General features: G+C 73.3%; 17 protein-coding genes and 1 tRNA gene. 14 read left to right on the top strand and 4 right to left on the bottom strand.

Annotated elements, in window-relative coordinates; genetic code table 11:
- Positions 1-52: 52 nt before the first annotated feature.
- Entirely contained in the window at positions 53-1585 is a 1533-nt protein-coding gene (locus FH715_RS07040; protein WP_139641889.1) for an SDR family oxidoreductase, read from the bottom strand.
- Between the two features lie 355 nt (positions 1586-1940).
- Here FH715_RS07040 and FH715_RS07035 point away from each other — a divergent pair, with 355 nt between their 5' ends.
- From FH715_RS07035 to FH715_RS07025, 3 genes are read left to right on the top strand one after another with little or no spacing between them, the layout of a single operon-like run.
- On the top strand, positions 1941-2522 hold the full coding sequence (locus FH715_RS07035; RefSeq protein WP_139641887.1) for a hypothetical protein: 582 nt from the start codon (positions 1941-1943) through the stop codon (positions 2520-2522).
- Between the two features lie 52 nt (positions 2523-2574).
- Positions 2575-3807 (top strand): 4-hydroxybenzoate 3-monooxygenase, encoded by a 1233-nt coding sequence (locus tag FH715_RS07030; protein WP_281290715.1) that lies wholly within the window; start codon positions 2575-2577, stop codon positions 3805-3807.
- Complete coding sequence (locus tag FH715_RS07025; protein ID WP_139641883.1) at positions 3791-4717, top strand: UbiA prenyltransferase family protein; 927 nt, start codon at positions 3791-3793, stop codon at positions 4715-4717. Before FH715_RS07030 ends, FH715_RS07025 begins: the two co-directional genes overlap by 17 nt.
- A gap of 395 nt (positions 4718-5112) precedes the next feature.
- Here FH715_RS07025 and FH715_RS07020 read toward each other — a convergent pair whose 3' ends face one another.
- Positions 5113-6036, bottom strand: coding sequence for an AEC family transporter (locus tag FH715_RS07020; protein WP_139641881.1), 924 nt, complete (start codon positions 6034-6036; stop codon positions 5113-5115).
- 142 nt (positions 6037-6178) lie between these two features.
- Here FH715_RS07020 and FH715_RS07015 point away from each other — a divergent pair, with 142 nt between their 5' ends.
- The 3 genes from FH715_RS07015 (at position 6179) to FH715_RS07005 (ending at position 8855) form a co-directional block, all read left to right on the top strand.
- Entirely contained in the window at positions 6179-7639 is a 1461-nt protein-coding gene (locus FH715_RS07015; RefSeq protein WP_246108609.1) for a M28 family peptidase, read from the top strand.
- 115 nt (positions 7640-7754) lie between these two features.
- A complete protein-coding gene (locus tag FH715_RS07010) occupies positions 7755-8054 on the top strand; it encodes a type II toxin-antitoxin system VapB family antitoxin (protein ID WP_097234055.1) in 300 nt (99 codons plus the stop codon).
- A 108-nt stretch (positions 8055-8162) separates the two neighbouring features.
- Positions 8163-8855 carry a LytR C-terminal domain-containing protein gene (locus tag FH715_RS07005; protein ID WP_139641879.1) on the top strand — a complete coding sequence of 231 codons (693 nt, stop codon included), beginning with the start codon at positions 8163-8165 and terminating at the stop codon, positions 8853-8855.
- Positions 8856-9042: 187 nt separating this feature from the next.
- Here the strand turns inward: FH715_RS07005 and upp are convergent, their stop codons facing one another.
- Positions 9043-9675, bottom strand: coding sequence for a uracil phosphoribosyltransferase (gene upp / locus FH715_RS07000; protein ID WP_139641877.1), 633 nt, complete (start codon positions 9673-9675; stop codon positions 9043-9045).
- A 254-nt stretch (positions 9676-9929) separates the two neighbouring features.
- On the opposite strand from upp, the gene FH715_RS06995 reads away from it, so the two are divergent.
- From FH715_RS06995 to FH715_RS06980, 4 genes are all read left to right on the top strand, one after another.
- Positions 9930-10472 carry a tRNA adenosine deaminase-associated protein gene (locus FH715_RS06995; RefSeq protein ID WP_139641874.1) on the top strand — a complete coding sequence of 181 codons (543 nt, stop codon included), beginning with the start codon at positions 9930-9932 and terminating at the stop codon, positions 10470-10472.
- Between the two features lie 46 nt (positions 10473-10518).
- Positions 10519-11004 carry a tRNA adenosine(34) deaminase TadA gene (gene tadA, locus FH715_RS06990; protein ID WP_139642303.1) on the top strand — a complete coding sequence of 162 codons (486 nt, stop codon included), beginning with the start codon at positions 10519-10521 and terminating at the stop codon, positions 11002-11004.
- A gap of 10 nt (positions 11005-11014) precedes the next feature.
- Positions 11015-11101 (top strand) — tRNA-Ser (locus tag FH715_RS06985).
- Between the two features lie 205 nt (positions 11102-11306).
- Positions 11307-12326 carry a methyltransferase gene (locus FH715_RS06980; RefSeq protein WP_139641872.1) on the top strand — a complete coding sequence of 340 codons (1020 nt, stop codon included), beginning with the start codon at positions 11307-11309 and terminating at the stop codon, positions 12324-12326.
- Between the two features lie 10 nt (positions 12327-12336).
- Here FH715_RS06980 and FH715_RS06975 read toward each other — a convergent pair whose 3' ends face one another.
- Complete coding sequence (locus FH715_RS06975; RefSeq protein ID WP_139641870.1) at positions 12337-12750, bottom strand: Fur family transcriptional regulator; 414 nt, start codon at positions 12748-12750, stop codon at positions 12337-12339.
- A 253-nt stretch (positions 12751-13003) separates the two neighbouring features.
- Between FH715_RS06975 and katG the strand changes: the two genes are divergently transcribed.
- The 4 genes from katG to FH715_RS06960 all read left to right on the top strand — a co-directional run bounded on the left by katG (position 13004) and on the right by FH715_RS06960 (position 17714).
- Positions 13004-15229, top strand: coding sequence for a catalase/peroxidase HPI (gene katG / locus FH715_RS06970; RefSeq protein ID WP_139641868.1), 2226 nt, complete (start codon positions 13004-13006; stop codon positions 15227-15229).
- Between the two features lie 226 nt (positions 15230-15455).
- Complete coding sequence (locus tag FH715_RS28100) at positions 15456-15617, top strand: hypothetical protein (protein ID WP_170184658.1); 162 nt, start codon at positions 15456-15458, stop codon at positions 15615-15617.
- Positions 15618-15852: 235 nt separating this feature from the next.
- Entirely contained in the window at positions 15853-16635 is a 783-nt protein-coding gene (locus FH715_RS06965; RefSeq protein ID WP_139641865.1) for an RNA polymerase sigma factor SigF, read from the top strand.
- A gap of 206 nt (positions 16636-16841) precedes the next feature.
- A complete protein-coding gene (locus FH715_RS06960) occupies positions 16842-17714 on the top strand; it encodes an RNA polymerase sigma factor SigF (protein WP_139641863.1) in 873 nt (290 codons plus the stop codon).
- Positions 17715-18390: the final 676 nt, after the last annotated feature.

The following is an 18390-nucleotide window of genomic DNA, read 5'->3' as shown; positions in this document are numbered from 1 at the left end:
GCCGGTTCGGGCCGTCGTCAGCCGGACGGTCCGGCCGGGGCTCGGCCGGTGCTCAGCCGGGCGAGGGGCGCGCGGCGGCCGAGTGCGCGCCGGCTTCCACGCCGGCGTCCATCTCGGCGCGCGCCGAGATCTTCCGGACCATGCCGCCGAAGATCCAGGCGTGGAACGGCGCCACCGCCCACCAGTAGAGATGGCCGGCGAGCCCGCGTGGATGGTAGAGCGCCCGCTGCCGGTAGACCGTCCGACCCGCCGCGTCGGTCCCCACCCCCAACTCCAGCCACGCGTCGCCCGGCAGCCGCATCTCGGCCCGCAGCCGCAGCAGCGAGCCGCGTTCCAACGCCACCACCCGCCAGAAGTCCAGCGCGTCGCCCAGCCGCAGCCGCGCCGGGTCGGGCCGCCCGCGCCGCGCCCCGACACCGCCGGTCAGCATGTCCAGCCAGCCGCGCACCGCCCACGCCAACGGCGAGGAGTACCAGCCGTTCCGCCCGCCGATGCCCTCGATCACCCGCCAGAGCGCGTCCCGGTCGGCGTGCACCACCCGTGCCCGCCGGTCCGCGTAGAGGCTGCCGCCCGCCCACGACGGGTCGCTCGGCAGCGGGTCGCTCGGCGCGACCCGCTCGGCCGGCGCCACCGGCTCGGCGCCGCCGACGCGCCGGATCGCGCGCCGCAGCGCCAGGTCGATGCCGAGGAACCCGCCGGGCGGCGGCAACACGTAGCAGGTCAGGTCCTGTTCGCGGCAGACCACCTCGTGGCGCAGCGACTCGACCAACGGCCGCGCCAGCCGCCGCGGCACCGGCGTGACCAGGCCGACCCACAGGCTGGACAGCCCGGGGCTGAGCACCCGCACCGGCAGGATGACCCGCCGGGGCAGCCCGGCGTGCAGCGCGTAGCGGCGCATCATGTCCTGGTAGGTCAGCACGTCGGGACCGCCGATGTCGAACTCCCGGTTGAGATGCGCCGGCAGCCGCGCGCAGCCCACCAGCAGATGCAGCACGTCGCGGACCGCGATCGGCTGCACCCTGGTGCGCACCCAGGTCGGGGTGGTCATCACCGGAAGTCGTTCGGTCAGGTGCCGCAACATCTCGAACGAGGCCGAGCCCGACCCGATCACCACCGCCGCCCCGAGCACCGCCGTCGGCACGCCGGAGTCGAGCAGCACCCGCCCCACCTCGGCCCGCGACCGCAGATGGGGCGAGAGCCGTTCCACCGGCACGTCCGGCGGGGTCAACGCGCCGAGGTACACGATCCGGCCGACCCCAGCGGCGCGCGCCCGCTCGGCGAAGGTGCGCGCCGCCAGCCGGTCCCGCGCCGCGAAGTCACCACCGCCGCCGAGCGCGTGGACCAGGTAGTACGCCACGTCGATGTCGCGCAGCGCCTCCGCCAGCGAGTCGCCGTCGGTCAGGTCGCCGCGCACCACCGAGACCCGGCCCACCCACGGGCGGTCGTCGAGCTTCGCCGGGGTGCGCGCCAGGCAGCGCACGGAGTGCCCGGCGGCCAGCAGCTCGGGGACCAGCCGCCCGCCGAGATAGCCGGTCGCTCCGGTCACCAGGACGCGCAACGGTGCCTCCGGTTCGGCCTGTCCCATCGCTCGCCTCCGCCTCCGGGCGCGGGGCGCGCCCTCCCCGCCATGCTTCGCCGTCCCCACCACCCCCGCAACCTCCGCCACCCGGGGGGCCGCCCGTCCGACCGGTGCGGCACCACGCGCGTCCGCGGCCCGTTTCCCCTGGCGGCTTCCCCGCGCGGCCCCCGGCACGGCGCGGTTCCCCGCGCCCCCTGGCCGCCCCGGGAGGGGCCCCGTGCAACCACCGCCGCCCCTGGGGGCGGCCCCGCCGGCCGCCTCGGAGGGCTCGGTTGTCTGTTCGCCCCCGCCGGTCGCCCGTGACCTCAACGAGGTACACACCGTTGGCCCTTTCGTAGCACGGCGGTGAGGAGTGATCAGGATGTCGTTGCCGACGCCGTCGGGTGTCTTCCCCTTGGCCTTTCCGGTCGTCTTCCCGTTGGGGAGACGGACGTGGCCGCTGGTCCGTCCGGGGGAGTTCGCCTCGCCGATCACGCGGATGCTGCTCAGCAGCGAGGGACAGACCACCACGCTCCTTGAGTCGCTGGCCGGAGAATCGTTGCAGCTGAGGTGTCTCGCCCAGTTACGCGTGCCGACGCGGCAGACCGGGGAGGGGGTCGCGGTGCTGCTGGGCGTGGAGGAGGACGCGGGCGTGCTGGTCCGGCACACGGCGACGACCCGGCAGGGGGGCGAGCCGTTGTCCGTCAACCACGTCGTCGCCCGGCTGGACCTCGCGCCGGCCATCGAGCACTGCCTGACCTCCACCTCGGTACCGCTGGGCCGCGCGCTGACCGAGGCCGGCACCGGGCACCGCCGCACGCTGCTGGAGACTGGCCGCCGCCCCTGGGGGCAGGGCGGCGACGAGCGCGCCGCCTGCTTCAAGACCTATCTGGTCTGGCACGGCGACGAGCCACTCGTCCTCATCAACGAGCTGTTCCACCCGTCGTATGTGCCGGCGGCCTGAGATGACCTCCCATGTCGCGGCCTGTCCGCACTCCGAGAGGTCGTTCCGCGTCGTGACCGCGCCCCGGCGCACGCCGGCGCGCCGGCTGCGCGTCGAGGTCGGCATCGTGGGCGCGGGTCCCGCCGGCCTCGCCCTGGCCAACGTGTTGACCCGGCGCGGGATCGACTGCCTGGTGGTGGAGCGCGCGAGCAGGGAGCGCGTGGAGGAGCGCCAGCGCGCGGGCCTGCTTGAGGACCGCACCGTGCGCTGGTTGCGCTCCCAGGGGCTCGCCGATCGGCTGCTGGCCGAGTCGACCCTCCACCACTGGTGCGACTTCCGCTGTCTGGGGCACACCGTTCGAGTGGACTACGGAGCGTACTCCGACGGACGCCAACACCATGTCTACCCGCAGCAGAACCTGGTCAGGGACCTGATCGCCGGGTTGGAGCGGGCCGGTACCCCCCCGCTGTTCTCCCATAACGTGCGGGCGGTAACGAACATCACCGGCCGACGTCCCCGGCTGGAGTGCGAAGGCATGGAGATCGAATGCGACTACGTGGTCGGCTGCGACGGCTTCCGCGGCATATCGCGTGCCGCGCTGCCCGCCACCGGGCACCGCGCGCACAACCGCCGCTATCCGTACGACTGGTTGACGGTGCTGGCCGAGGTGGACCGTCCGGTGGAGGGCGTGCGCTACGCGGTGCACCGCGCGGGCTTCGCCGGGATGATGCCGCGTGGCCCGCGGCTGAGCCGCTTCTATCTCCAGTGCCCGCCGGGCGACGCCGTGGCGGCCTGGCCGGCCTCACGGATCGTCGCCGAGTTGCGGGAGCGGTTGGCGGACGGGGACCCGGCGGGGCTGCCCGCGATCGGCGCCACACCGGAGGTGCGGATGCTGCGGATGCACAGCAGCGTGCTGACGCCGCTGGCGCACGGCCGGCTGCTGCTGGCGGGGGACGCCGGCCATGTGCTGACCCCCTCGGGCGCCAAGGGGATGAACCTGGCGATCGCCGACGCCGCCGCCCTCGCCGAGGCGCTGGTGGCGCGGCTGCGCGAGGGCGACGAGGGGCCGCTGGCCGCGTACAGCGCCACCCGACTGGCGGACGTGCGCCGGGTGTTGGGCTTCTCGGAGTGGCTGCTGGGGCTGCTCCACCTGCCGGAGGAGGCGTCGGCCGCGCCGGAGGCCGAGCTGACGTCGCGGCTGGCCGCGATACGCCGGCTGGCCGAGCCAGGACCGCACGCGTACCGCTTCGCGCACCGCTATGTGGGCTCAGGGGTGCGGGAGTGGTGTCATGACCCTCCTGGTTGAGAACGTCCGAGTGCTCTACGGCTTCTCCCGGGGCACCCAGGCCACGCTGAGCGTGGCGCAGCCGATGCTCGGCCTGCTGCTGGCCGGCGGCGCCTCGCCCGGGCGGATGGTGCTGGTCGCGCTCGCCTCGTTCGCCGCGTACTTCGCCGTCTTCGCGGTGAACGACCTGATCGACTGGAACATCGACCAGCAACGTTTCTCCAACCTGCGGGAGTTCGACGGCTACGACATCGACAGCGCGGGGGTGCGCCACCCGCTGGCGCAGGGCCGGCTGAGCCTGCCGGTCGCCGCCTCGTGGGTGGCGTCGCTGGGCGCGGTGTCGCTGGTGCTGGCGGCGATGATCAGCTGGGTCTGCGTGGCGCTGTTCGTCGCGGCGGGTGTGCTGGAGGCGGTCTACTGCAAGCTGGCCCGCGTCACCCCCTACAAGACGCTGCTCACCGGAGTGATGGTGGCGCTCGGCGGCTGCGTCGGCTGGTTCGCGGTGACGGACGCGGTGAACGACCCGCTGCTGTGGCTGTTCGCGCTGTGGCTCGCGGCCTGGGAGATCGGCGGCAGGAACATCGTCAACGACCTCGCCGACGTCGACGAGGACAAGCACCTCGGGGTGCGGACCGTTCCGACGGTCTACGGGCGCAGGCGCAGCGGGCTGGTGTCGGCGGTCGGCCTGCTGGTGACGTTCGCGGCGAGCGTCGGGATGGTGCTGGAGGCGCTGCCGGTGGTGGGCCTGCTGGGCGCGGTCGGCACGCTGGCGGCCGGCGGCTACGCGCTGGTGTGGCCGGCGCAGCGGCTGCTGCGGTGCAGCGAGCCGCCGACGGCGCTGGACGTCTTCAACCGCGCGTCGCTGTATCCACTGGTGGTGCTGGGCTTCGCCCTCCTCGGCCTCCCGGTCCACGCGCTGACCGGCCTCTGACCGGCACCTGACCGGCGACGCCCGCCACGACCAGGGGCGCTGGGAACCGCGCGAGCAACCACCCACCGGGCCGAGCACGACCACCCACCTCACCGGTGCCGCACCGTGGTCGCCTGACCGACCTCTGACCGGCACCTGACCGGCGACGCCCGCCACAACCAGGGGCGCGGGGAACTGCGCGAGCAACCACCCACCGGGCCGAGGACGACACCCCACCCAGGCCGGCAAGGCCGGTAGTCGCCCGACCCCCGCCACACATGCACCGCGCAGTTCCCCGCGCCCCCAAGACGGCCGCCACCTGCCGAAAACCGGCGCGGGGAACCGCGCGAGCAACCACCCACCGGGCCGAGCACGACCACCCACCCAGGCCGGCAAGGCCGGTAGTCGACTGCCGCTCACCCCAACAGCGCAGCGATCACCGTGAGGACGGGGACGGCCAGCGCCGTCGAGAGCAGGACCGACTCGCGGGCCAGGCGCAGGCCCACCCCGTAGTGCGAGGCGTACGTGAACACGTTCTGCGCCGTCGGCAGCGCGACGGTCACCACGACGACCAGCTGTGCGCCCCGGTCGAGGCCGAAGGCCAGCGCCAGCAGCCACCCCAGCGCCGGCGCGACCAGCGACTTCAGCGCGACGGCGAGCAGCACCTGGGCGCGGTCGGCGCCGCGCCCGGGGATCTCGCTGCCGTAGAGCGAGATGCCGAAGGCGAGCAGCACGGCCGGCACGGCCATGTTGCCGAGCAGCACGGCCGGTTCCATCACGGCGGTCGGCGGGCGCCAGCCCGACGCGGCGACGGCCACGCCGGCGAGCGAGCCGAGCACGATCGGGTTGCGGAACGGAGTGGTCAGCCGCCGCAGCGTGCCGTCGCGCGCGTCGGCCGACCGGGTGGTCAGGTCGAGAACGGTCAACACGACCGGTGAGATGACCAGTTGTTGAAAGAGCAGCACGGGCGCGACGAGCGAGATGTCGTCGAGCACGTAGACGGCGACGGGGATGCCGAGGTTGGCCGCGTTCACATAGCCGGAGCAGAGCGCGCCGACCACCGTCTGGCCGACGCCCCAGCGGCGGACCAGGGCGACCACCACGAAGATGGCGGAGGCCCCGACGAAGGTGAGGGCGGCGACCAGCAGCTGGGGGGAGAAGAGCGCGGAGAGGTCCGCCTCGGAGACGGTGACGAAGAGCAGCGCCGGTGTCGCCACCTGGAACGCCAGCCGGGTGAGGACCTCGCGGCCGTCCTCCCCCAGGGCTCCGCGCCGCCCGAGCAGGTAGCCGACGACGATGATGAACGCGATGATCGCAAAACCGGTCAGCACCCCACGCATGTGCGAACCCTCCGTCGCCCGACGATCAGTCGTCAATGGACGCCCAGCTTTCGAGACAAGACGCACATTGACAGAAATCAATCCGAAATGACGCGTGCGTCCACCCACCTTTCCCTATAAACCTCACATAACGTCCTCTTACATGATCGCTCTTGTCGCCACCGCGCTCGCCCTGGCGCTCGCCGCCCCCTGGACGGCCTCGGACCACCGGGAACCACCCGCCGCCGAGCGGGGCGAGTCGCTCGGCGAGTCCCTCGGCGAAGCGCTCGGCGAGTCGATGGCCGCCGGCCTCACCGCAGCCGACACGTTCCGCCATCTCGACGCCTTCCAGGCCGCCGCCGAGGCCGCCGACGGCCACCGCGCCGCCGGGAGCCGGGGCCACGAGATCTCCGCACGGCACGCCGCCCGCGTCCTGACCGGCGCCGGGCTGCGGGTCGGCTACGAGCGCTTCACCTTCCCCTACCGGGAGACGCTCGCCGAACGGCTGACCCTGCTGCCGACCGGCGAGGGGAACGAGGCGGAGCGGCACATCCCGGTGCGTGCCATGGCCTACACCGGCGCCACCGCGCCCGGCGGGCTCACCGCCGCCCTGACCCCCGTCACCGCGCACGGCACCGGCGGCGCCGGCTGCGCCGCCGAGGACTTCGCCGGCCTGGAGCTGACCGGCCGCGTCGCCCTGCTGGAGCGCGGCGAGTGCACCTACGCCGAGAAGCAGGCCAACGCCGCCTCGGCCGGCGCCGTCGCCGCCCTGGTCTACAACTCCGAGGCCGGCGAACTGGCCGGCACCCTCGGCGACCCCGACCCGTCGGCCCTGCCCGTCGGCGGCCTCACCCGCGAGGACGGCCTGGCCCTGCTCGCCGCCGTCGCCGAGAACCCGGCGGCGGCGGTCAGGCTCGAACTGCGCGAACTGGTCGAGGACCGCGAGACGTTCAACGTCATCGCCGACACCCCGGGCGGCGACCCGGCCACCACCGTGGTGGTCGGCGCGCACCTGGACTCCGTCGCCGAGGGCCCCGGCATCAACGACAACGCCTCAGGCGCCGCCGCCGTGCTGGCCACCGCGCTGGCCCTGGCCGAGCACGAGCCGGCGGGCGAGCACCCGCACCGGGTGCGCTTCGCGCTCTGGTCGGCCGAGGAGATGGGGCTGCGCGGCGCCGAGCACCACGTCGCGCGGCTCACCCCCGCCGAACGCGAGGCCACCGCCCTCTATCTCAACCTCGACATGGCCGGCTCCCCCAACCACGGGCTCTTCGTCCACGACGGCGCGGGCGCCGACGAGCGTTCGGCCGCCGTCGCCGACGACCTGGCCGCGTTCCTCGGCGACGGCGACGCCTCCAGGACCAGTGCCGTTCCGTTCAACGGCCGCAGCGACTACGCCCCGTTCCTGGAGGCGGGCATCCCCGCGGGCGGGACCTTCGCCGGCGGCGACGGGCTGAAGACCGCCGAGGAGGCCGCGCTCTGGGGCGGCACCGCGGGCGAGCCCTACGACCCCTGCTACCACCGGGCCTGCGACACCGTGGAGAACATCTCGACCGAGGCCCTCGCCGCCCACACCCGCGCGCTCGCCCGCGCCGTCGGCCGCTACGCCTGGCACCTGCCCTGACGCGCGCCGCGCCCGCCCGCCCCGCGTGCCGCTGACGCCACGCCAGCCCCCTCGTCTCCGCCCGTACCACGCCGGGAGGCTGCGGCGGGAGCACCGCGCCCGGTAGGCTCTCCGTGTGATCTTCAAGCGCATCGGAAACGGACGGCCCTATCCGGCCCACGGCCGGGACCACACCCGGGAGTGGTCTGACGTGGCCCCGCGCCCGGTTCGCCTGGACCAGCTGGTGACCACGAAACAGCAGCTGGACCTGGAGACACTGCTCGCCGAGGACTCCACGTTCTACGGCGACCTCTTCGCCCACGTGGTCAAGTGGCAGGGTGACCTCTACCTGGAGGACGGCCTGCACCGCGCGGTGCGCGCGGCGCTCCAGCAGCGGCAGGTGCTGCACGCCAGGGTGCTGGAGCTGGACGACTGACGCGCCGGGGGCGCGCCGCCACCGGGCGTTGCCCCGTTCGGGCCCCGCATCAGCAATTCAGCTGATCACATATTGGGCCGTGGCGATAAGTCTGACTACGCTGCCGTCATGAGCATGTTGACGCCCCCTGGCATGGGCGGCAAGAAGTTCCGTGTCACGGGCGACCGTTACCCGCGAATGCGCCGCCCCCGCCACCGTCGCAGGGTGCTCGCGGCGCTCGGCACGGTGGCCGCGCTGGGTGTGCTGGGCTTCGGAACGGTGCAGCTGGTCGACGTGTTCACCTCGGACGGCTCCGCGGGCGCACGCGACCGTTCCACCCAGGCGCGGTCCGCCACCGGAGGCGGCGAGACCTGCGAACCGACCACCGAGGCCGCCACCCCCGAGCCGGCCGAGGCCCCCGACCCGACGGCCGTCACCGTCAACGTCTACAACGCGACCACCCGCACCGGGCTCGCGCAGGAGACGGCCGACGCCCTCGCGGAACGCGGCTTCACCATCGGCGAGGTGGAGAACGCCCCCGAGCCGCTCGACGGCCGCGTCGAGGCGCCGGGGCTGGTGCTCGGCGCCGAGGCGGCCAACGCCTCCGGCGCGGTCGGGCTGGTCACGGCCCAGCTGACCGGCGCGGAGACCGGCGACCCCGAGGCCGCGGGCGAGGCCGGCGCGACCGGCCCCGCCGCCGTCGACCTGGTGCTCGGCGAGGGCTTCACCTCGCTGGCCACGGCGGAGGAGGCCGCCACCCAGCTCGCGGAACTCGCCATCCCGGCCAACGAACCCGCCACGGAGCGGGACGAGGACTGCTGAGCGGGGACGCCGCGGCGGGGCCGGTTCGACCACGCGGGCCCCTGGGCCGTCTCGCGACCTGGCCCGTCCGCGTCGTCGACCGCGGCTCTCCGCCGGAGGCACGGGGCGGTGCGTCCGTGGCGGGGGAGAGACGACGGCGGTCCCCGACCACGACGCCCGGTAGTCGCCCCCGCTCCCGGCCGGCCGGCTAGACCGTTCCGTACATCCGGTCGCCCGCGTCGCCGAGGCCGGGGACGATGAAGCCCTGCTCGTTGAGGCCCTCGTCCAGCGCCGCCGTCACCACCGTGACCGGCGCGTCGGCCAGTTCGGCCTCCATCCGTTCCACGCCCTCCGGCGCCGCCAGCAGGCAGATCACCGTCACGTCGTCCGCGCCCCTGCGCATCAGCTCGTCGACGGCGACCACCAGCGTGCCGCCGGTCGCCAACATCGGGTCCAACACATAGACCTGGCGGCCCGACAGGTCCTCGGGCATCCGGTTGGCGTAGGTGGACGCCTGGAGGGTCTCCTCGTCCCTGATCATCCCGAGGAAGCCGACCTCCGCCGTCGGCAGCAGCCGCACCATGCCGTCGAGCATCCCGAGCCCGGCCCTGATGATCGGCACCACCAGCGGCCTGGGGTGCGAGAGCCGCACGCCCGTGGTCGGGACGACCGGGGTGTGGATGTCCACCTGCTCGGTGCGGACGTCACGGGTCGCCTCGTAGGCCAGCAGGGTGACCAACTCGTCGGCCAGCCGCCGGAACGTGGGGGAGTCGGTGCGCTGGTCGCGCAACGTGGTCAGCTTGTGCGCCACCAGCGGGTGGTCAACGACATGGGTCCGCATGTCCCCGACAGTAGCGAACGCCCCGGAGCCCGCCGTCGGCGCCGCCCCCCGCCGGCGGCCGGCGCTCCGTCTGTGACCTCCCGGTGGACATGGTGCGCCGCATCCGTGGAGAGTGGGGACCGGCAGCGTCGGAACGAGAACCGGGAAGACCACAGGCGGACATACCGTTGGCGAACTGCCGAGTTACCCGACAGCGCACCCCTTATCTGCCACGATGCTTAAGGGCACTGCCGAACCGAGTGGGGAGAGTCACGGTGTACTTCACCGCACTGCTCGCGCGGACCGATCATGGTTGGGAAGCGAGTGATACAGAGCTTGACGACGTGGAGAGCCTCGACGAGTTGGCGGAGCTGGCCAGGGCGGCCGTCCCCGACGACGAGACGGTGCTGATCTGCGTCGAGCAGGAGGGCGCCTGGTTCGGGCTGGTCCGCGTCGACGGCGAGGACGACCCCCGCGTCTTCGTCTCCGACGCCGCCCGCGCGATGCGCAGCGCCTACGGCGAGATTCTGCTCACCGACGAACTGCTCGGCCGGGCACCGACGTCCCCCGACGCCCTGGAGCGGATGGTGGACCTCGACGGCACGGAGGACGGCTCGGCCGACGACGAGGCGTCCGAGGACGGGGACGACGACGAGGAGAGCGGCGACGCGGCGCCCCGCGGCCCGGTCGGCGACGCCGCCCTGCTGAGCGACCTCGGCATCGAGACCGCGACCGTGCTCACCCTCAGCCCCGACGACGCGCTCGGCGAGATCGCGGACGCGCTGGGCTGCGCCGACGTCCTGGAGGCCGTCAGGTGACGGGCGACAGGTGAGCGACCCGCTCCGAGACCCCTGGCGCCCGGCCATGCGTCGGGCGCTCACCCAGGCCGCGCTCGCCGGCGAGGCCGGCGACGTGCCCGTCGGCGCGGTGCTGTTGGGCCCCGGAGGGCCCGAGGCCGAGCCGCTCGCCGCACACCACAACGAACGCGAGGCCGACGCCGACCCCACCGCGCACGCCGAGGTGCTCGCGCTGCGCGCCGCCGCCCGGCGCCTGGGCGACTGGCGGCTGACCGACTGCACCCTGGTGATCACCCTGGAGCCCTGCACGATGTGCGCGGGCGCCGCCGTGCTCGCCCGGGTGGGCCGGGTGGTCTACGGCGCGCACGACGCCAAGACCGGCGCGGCCGGCTCCCTCTGGGACGTGCTGCGCGACCGACGCCTCAACCACCGCCCCGAGGTGGTCTCCGGCGTGCTCGCGGACGAGTGCGCCGGACTCCTCACCGACTTCTTCCGCGCCCCCCGCCGGCAGCCGCCCCCCACCGGTTTCGAACCACGGCCCACGGTGGGTTAGGCTCTCTCTCGGTAGCGTGTCCGAGCGGCCTAAGGAGCTCGCCTCGAAAGCGAGTGTGGGGGCAACTCCACCGAGGGTTCAAATCCCTCCGCTACCGCTCCGAGCACGACGACCGAAGGCCCGGCTCCCCGCGAGGGGGGCCGGGCCTTCGGCGTTCGCGCCGCCGCCCGCCCCGACGAGCCCCCGCGTGCGACCAGCGCCTCCCCCGCTCACGCGTTCTGGTCGCCCCTTTCGCATGACGGGCCGTCCGCGGAGCAGCACTGAGGGGACGGCGCCGTCCCCCGTTCGTGTGAGGTGCACACATGTCCGAGAACGTCGAGACCGAGGCCCGCTCCCTTCTCCGGCTCTTCTACGGCGGCCAGTTCGTCAAGGCTCTGGCCGAGGCGGTGCGCCTGGGCCTGCCCGACCTGGCGGGCGACGACTTCGTTCCGGTGGCCGACCTGGCGGCGGCGACCGGCACCCGGCGGGACGTGCTCGACACGCTGCTGCGCACCCTGGCCCTGGCCGGCGCGTTCGAGCCCGACGCGGCGGGCGGCTACCGGCTGGCCGGCGCGTTCGCCCCGCTGCGCGCCGACCATCCGCGGTCGCTGCGGAACATGTGCGTGCTGATGGCCGGCCCGTACACCGACGCGTTCAACGGCCTCGGCCGGACGCTGACCAGCGGCGAGTCCGGCTTCGCGCGCGTCCACGGCACCGACCTGTACCCCTATCTGACGGAGCGTCCGGAGACCGCGGCCGTCTTCGACGCGGCGATGGCCGAGTTGTGCCGCCCGACCGCGCACGCGCTGGCCGGCACCTACGACTTCGGCGAGGTGCGCCGGGTGGTGGACGTCGGCGGCGGCGACGGCACCCTGCTCGACGCGCTGCTGACCCACGCGCCGTGGCTGGAGGGCGTCTGCCTGGACCGGCCCACGGTCTGCGAACGGGCCGCCGCCCGGCCGCACTTGGCCGGCGGGCGGCTGGCGTTCAGGCCGGCGGACGTCTTCGCCGAGGTCACGGCGGACGGCGACCGGTTCCTGTTGAAGAACGTGCTCCACGACTGGTCGCCGGAGCTTCGGCTGCGACTGCTGGAGAACGTGCGCGCGGCGCTGGACCGCACCGAGGGGGCGCGGCTGCTGGTGCTGGAGCCGCTGTTCGAGGGCGAGGAGGGGGCGGCGCACGCGTTGGCGCAGATGGTGGTCTGCCACGACGGCTCCCGGCCGTTCACCGCGGAGGACCTGGTCGCGCTGCTCGCCCACGCCGGCCTGACCGTGCTGCGCGCGGAGCGCCTCTCCTCCGGCCACCACCTCTTCGAGTGCGCGGCCGAGAACCGCCCCCGGTGATCGCCCGGGGTCAGTCGGCGCAGCCGGGGCAGACGCCCCGGTAGGTGACCTCGACCTCGGCGACCGTGAAGCCGAAGCGTTCGTCCGCCGGCAGGTCGGCCAGCGGGTCGCCGCCGGGGCGCACGTCCCGGATCGTGCCGCAGACCGAGCAGACCAGATGGTGGTGGGGGCGGTGCCCGTTCGGGTCGTAGCGCTTGGCGCGGCCGTCCGTGGCGACCTCGGTCACCTCACCGAGGGTGACCAGCTCGCCCAGGGTGTTGTAGACGGTGGCGCGGGAGATCTCCGGCAGGCGGCGGGTGGCGAGGGCGTGCACCTCGTCGGCGGTGAGGTGCACGTGGTCGCCGTCGAGGACCTCGGCGACGACGCGTCGCTGCGAGGTCAGCCGCCAGCCACGTCCGCGTAGTCGCTCCAGCAGGTCGCTCATGGGGTTCACCTATTCACGTCTGACGGGATACGCACAGTTAACCAGGGGAAGTCCGAGTTGGGAAGAGATACGGCCTTGGTGCGCTTCTTGACTTGTACTCTGTCCATCGTAGGATCGGTTCCGATGGTAGCCAAGGGACAGGTAGACCCCGATCGGCCCCGCGGAGGAGCCCCAGCGGCGGCAACCGGGTCGACGACGCCACCACCGTTGGTCGCCGAACCACGTGATCCGCCCCGGGCCGGAAGGATTCCCCATGTCTGAGAACCAAGACGCCGTCACAGACGCCACCTCGGAGGGCACCGGAGGCTGCCCCGTCGCGCACGGGCGCGCCCCGCACCCGACGCAGGGCGGCGGCAACCGCCAGTGGTGGCCGAACCGGCTGAACCTGAAGATCCTGGCCAAGAACCCGGCCGTCTCGAACCCGCTCGACGAGGACTTCGACTACGCCGAGGCGTTCGCCGCCCTGGACCTGCCCGCGGTCAAGCGGGACATCGCCGAGGTGCTGACCACCTCGCAGGACTGGTGGCCGGCGGACTTCGGCCACTACGGCCCGCTGATCATCCGGATGGCCTGGCACAGCGCCGGCACCTACCGGATCAGCGACGGCCGCGGCGGCGCGGGCGCCGGGCAGCAGCGTTTCGCCCCGCTCAACAGCTGGCCGGACAACGGCAACCTGGACAAGGCCAGGCGCCTGCTGTGGCCGGTGAAGAAGAAGTACGGCCAGAGCCTCTCCTGGGCCGACCTGCTGATCCTCTCGGGCAACGTCGCGCTGGAGACCATGGGCTTCGACACCTTCGGCTTCGCCGGCGGTCGCGAGGACGTGTGGGAGGCCGAGGAGGACGTCTACTGGGGCCCGGAGACCACCTGGCTCGGCGACGAGCGCTACACGGGCGACCGCGAGCTGGAGAACCCGCTCGGCGCGGTCCAGATGGGTCTGATCTACGTCAACCCCGAGGGCCCCAACGGCAACCCGGACCCGGTCGCCGCCGCGCGCGACATCCGCGAGACGTTCGGCCGGATGGCCATGAACGACGAGGAGACCGTGGCGCTGATCGCCGGCGGTCACACCTTCGGCAAGACCCACGGCGCCGGCCCGGCCGACAACGTCGGGGCCGACCCGGAGGGCGCGCCGCTTGAGGCGCAGGGCCTGGGCTGGAAGAACGCCTACGGCACCGGCAAGGGCGGCGACGCCATCACCAGTGGCCTGGAGGTCACCTGGACGCCGACCCCGACGAAGTGGGACAACACCTTCTTCGACGTGCTCTTCGGCTTCGAGTGGGAGCTGTTCAAGAGCCCGGCCGGCGCCAACCAGTGGCGGCCGAAGGACGGCGCGGGCGCCAACGCCGTTCCCGACGCGCACGACCCGTCGAAGCGGCACCAGCCGACGATGCTGACCACCGACCTCTCGCTCCGGTTCGACCCGGTCTACGAGCCGATCTCGCGGCGCTTCCACGAGAACCCGCAGGAGTTCGCCGACGCGTTCGCCCGCGCCTGGTTCAAGCTGACCCACCGCGACATGGGCCCGGTCGCGCGGTATGTCGGCGGCGAGGTGCCGAGCGAGACCCTGATCTGGCAGGACCCGCTGCCGGAGGCGACCTTCGCGCCGCTGTCCGCCGAGGACACCGCCGCGCTCAAGGAGCGCGTGCTGGCCTCGGGCCTCTCGGTCTCCGACCTGGTCTCGACCGCCTGGGCCTCGGCCTCCTCCTTCCGCGGCAGCGACAAGCGCGGCGGCGCCAACGGCGCCCGTCTGCGCCTCGCCCCGCAGCGCGACTGGGAGGTCAACGACCCGGAGCGGCTGGCCGGCGTGCTGCGCACGCTGGAGGAGGTCCAGGAGTCGTTCAACGGCGAGCAGGCTGGCGGCAAGGGCGTCTCGCTGGCCGACCTGATCGTGCTCGCCGGTGGCGTGGGCGTCGAGAAGGCCGCGCGGGACGCGGGCGTCGAGGTCGAGGTCCCCTTCACCCCGGGCCGGGTCGACGCGTCGGCCGAGCAGACCGACGCTGACTCGTTCGCGGCGCTTGAGCCGCAGGCGGACGGCTTCCGGAACTACGTCGGCAAGGGCACCCGCCTGCCGGCCGAGTACCTGCTGATCGACCGCGCCAACCTGCTGACGCTGAGCGCGCCCGAGCTGACGGTCCTCGTCGGCGGCCTGCGCGTCCTGGGCGCCAACCAGGGCGGCTCGTCGCTCGGCGTGCTCACCGACCGGCCGGGGACGCTGACGAACGACTTCTTCGTCAACCTGCTCGACCTGGGTACCGAGTGGCACCGCGCGGACGAGGACGGCAACACGTTCGAGGCGCGGGACGAGTCCGGCGAGGTCCGCTGGACCGGCAGCCGGGCCGACCTGGTCTTCGGCTCCCACTCGGAGCTGCGGGCGCTCGCCGAGGTCTACGCGAGCGACGACGCCGGGGAGAAGTTCGTGCACGACTTCGTCGCCGCCTGGCGCAAGGTGATGGACCTCGACCGGTTCGACGTCGCCTGAGCGGGCGACGGCCGCTCCGCAGCCACCCGCCGACCGCGTGCCGGCCGCTCGCCGAGCGTCCAGGGCACGGGCGTTCCCGCGCTTGTCCGCGCGGGAACGCCCGCCGCCCGCTCGCCGAGTGACCGGTGACGACACGACGGCCCCGTGCCGCCCCTCCCCCGAGGCGGCACGGGGCCGTCGGCCTTGGGCCGTGCGGGTGGCTACACTGCGAGCCTCGGAGGTGGACATGTCCCTGGCACTGGCGAGGCGGATCGGCCTCTATCTGCTGGCCGTCGGCGTGCTCTACTCCGTGCTGAGCGAGCCCGCGCGCTCCGGCGAGTTCGTCCAGCTGGTCTTCACCGCGCTGGCCGACGCCGCGGACGGCCTGCTGGCTCCGTTGAACCGTTGAACGCGCGCCGAACCGCTCTGAACCGTTCCAGAGCGGCGGGGGGCGACTGACGCCCCCTTCCCGCCGCTTCTCGACCGCTTCCTGACTCGCCCGCGCGGCACCGGAATTGACCGAGGGCAATCGTTCCGTTTCACATGACCAACACGTCGTGAACGGGTGCTTGCGCACGGTGCGCATGTCTTGTGATGCTATGACTGCTTTTGCGGCGAGTGCACCGTGAAGGGGTGGTCGGCAGGTGGCGGTGACGCAGTCCGAAGGCGCCAGTTCCCGCGTGCTCACGCAGTCGCTCTGTGAACGGCTCGCCCGGCTCCAGGCCGGCACCGCCGAGCACAGCCGCGTCCGGGGGGCGCTGATCGAGACGAACCTCCCGCTGGTCCGCTACGCCGCGCTGCGCTTCCACAGCAGGAACGAGCCGATGGAGGACATCGTCCAGGTCGGCACGATCGGCCTGATCCACGCCATCGACCGCTTCGACCCCACGCGCGGGGTCCAGTTCGCCACGTTCGCCCTGCCGACCATCGTCGGCGAGATCCGCCGCTACTTCCGGGACAGCGTGCGCGGCGTCCATGTGCCGCGCCGGCTGCACGAACTGTGGGCGCGGGTCTGCTCGGCCGGCGAGGAGCTGACGGCGGCGCTGGGCCGTTCGCCGACCACCGGCGAGTTGGCGGAACGGCTGCGGCTGCCGGAGGAGGACGTGCTGGCCAGCATGGAGGCCGGACGCGCCTACCGGGTCTCGTCGCTGGAGGCGGCCAGGGACCGCGAGGAGGGCGCGCCGAGCCCGATCGACCGGCTCGGCTACGAGGACCCGGGACTGGCCGGCGTCGAACACCGGGCGCTGGTACGCCATCTGCTCGTGCAACTCCCCGAACGCGAGCAGCGCATCCTGGTGTTGCGCTACTACCGCGACTTGACGCAGAGCCAGATCAGCGACGAACTCGGTGTTTCCCAGATGCACATCTCCCGGTTGCTCGCGCGCTCCGTCACCAAGCTGCGCTCCGCAAATCCGATCGAGAACTAAGCCGGACGAAGGACCAACTCCGGGAACTCAGGCCCCCGCTGTGCCGTTTTATCGACATGAAGCTACATCGCGTTGATGACATGTGACATTCTGTTGGAACCGCGTTTGGCAAGGCGGCAGCTCCGGTATCCACGAGAGGGTGCCTCTCGTGGAGTCATGCCTGAGGTGTCCGCCGCGACCCGTCCCGCCGACCTCAAGGGGGTGGCATGTCCGTAGAACTGGGCAGCTCCAAGGTGCTCACCACAGCCGGCACGCCGCACGAACCCGCGCCGCCCGAAGCCTCGGTGCCGCACGCGGCTCCCGCCGAGACCGACAACCTCGACACCCGCACGCTCTCGCGCTCCCTCTTCCAGCGCCTGGCGACGCTGGACGCCGACAGCCCCGAGCGCGGCTACGTGCGGGACACGCTGATCGAGCTGAACCTCCCGCTGGTGCGCTACGCGGCGGCCAGGTTCCGCAGCCGGAACGAGCCGATGGAGGACATCGTCCAGGTCGGCACGATCGGCCTGATCAAGGCGATCGACCGTTTCGACTGTGAACGCGGCGTCGAGTTCCCGACGTTCGCGATGCCGACGGTGGTCGGCGAGATCAAGCGTTTCTTCCGTGACACCTCCTGGTCGGTCCGGGTCCCCCGGCGGCTCCAGGAGCTGCGGCTGGCGCTCACCAAGGCCAGCGACGAGCTGTCGCAGCGGCTCGACCGTTCGCCCACCGTGGCCGAGTTGGCCTCGGCCCTCGGCGTCACCGAGGAGGAGGTGGTCGACGGCCTGGCCGTGGGGAACGCCTACACCGCCAGCTCGTTGGACTCCCCCTCGCCCGAGGAGGACGGCGGCGAGGGCTCGTTGGCCGACCGGCTCGGGTACGAGGACACCGCGCTGGAGGGCGTCGAGTACCGCGAGTCGCTCAAGCCCCTGCTGGCGAGGCTGCCGGCCAGGGAGCGGCGGATCATCATGCTCCGCTTCTTCGGGAACATGACGCAGTCGCAGATCGGCGAGGAGGTCGGCATCTCCCAGATGCACGTCTCCCGGCTGCTCACGCGCACGCTCCAGCAGCTGCGTGAGGGGCTGACGGCCGAGGAGTGAGGGGCGGGACCGGCGGGGTGGCCGCCGGTCCGAAGGAAGAGCGGTGGCCTCCGGGCGGGCCGCTCACCGGCTCCGCACGCCCCGGACGGCCCGCGCGGTTGTCAACGACCCCGGAGGACGCGGCCGATCAACGCGCGAACGAGCACGACCGGACGACCGGACACGACCGAACGAACGAGCGCGACCGAACGAACGAGCGCGACCGCGCCATCGAGTGCGACCGCGCGCGACCTAGGCGGACCGACCCGCGCATGGTTCCGCCCGCAGGACGACCGAGACAGCTCCATGGACGCAAGGACACCCGGGCCAGGAGAGGCCCAGGAGCCCCGGCGTCGAAACGGCGATGACACGGCGGCCACACGACTTCGGCCGACGGGGGCCACGCCGCTCACCGAGCGCGTCTCCTGAGCCCGCGCGCCGACAGCCCGCGCGCCAACAGCCTTCGCGCCCCGCGGCTTTCGCGCCGGCGCGCGCCCGCGACCGGGCGCCGATGCGCGCCCGCAGCCGCCGCCGCGCACGCCGTCGAGCGACGTGTGCGCCCCACTCCCGCCGCCGCGACAGGCGTGACGTCGAACCAGCCTCCCGCCGCCACCGAAGGACACCGCACGACGGGACACCGAACGGCGAGGGGCCCGCACGACGAGGGCACCGAACGGCGCCCGGCCGTCGACGCCTT

It is taken from the genome of Streptomyces sedi, from assembly GCF_006335015.1.
Classification (GTDB): domain Bacteria; phylum Actinomycetota; class Actinomycetes; order Streptomycetales; family Streptomycetaceae; genus Streptomyces; species Streptomyces sedi.
This window is presented reverse-complemented; position numbering and strand designations above follow the sequence as displayed.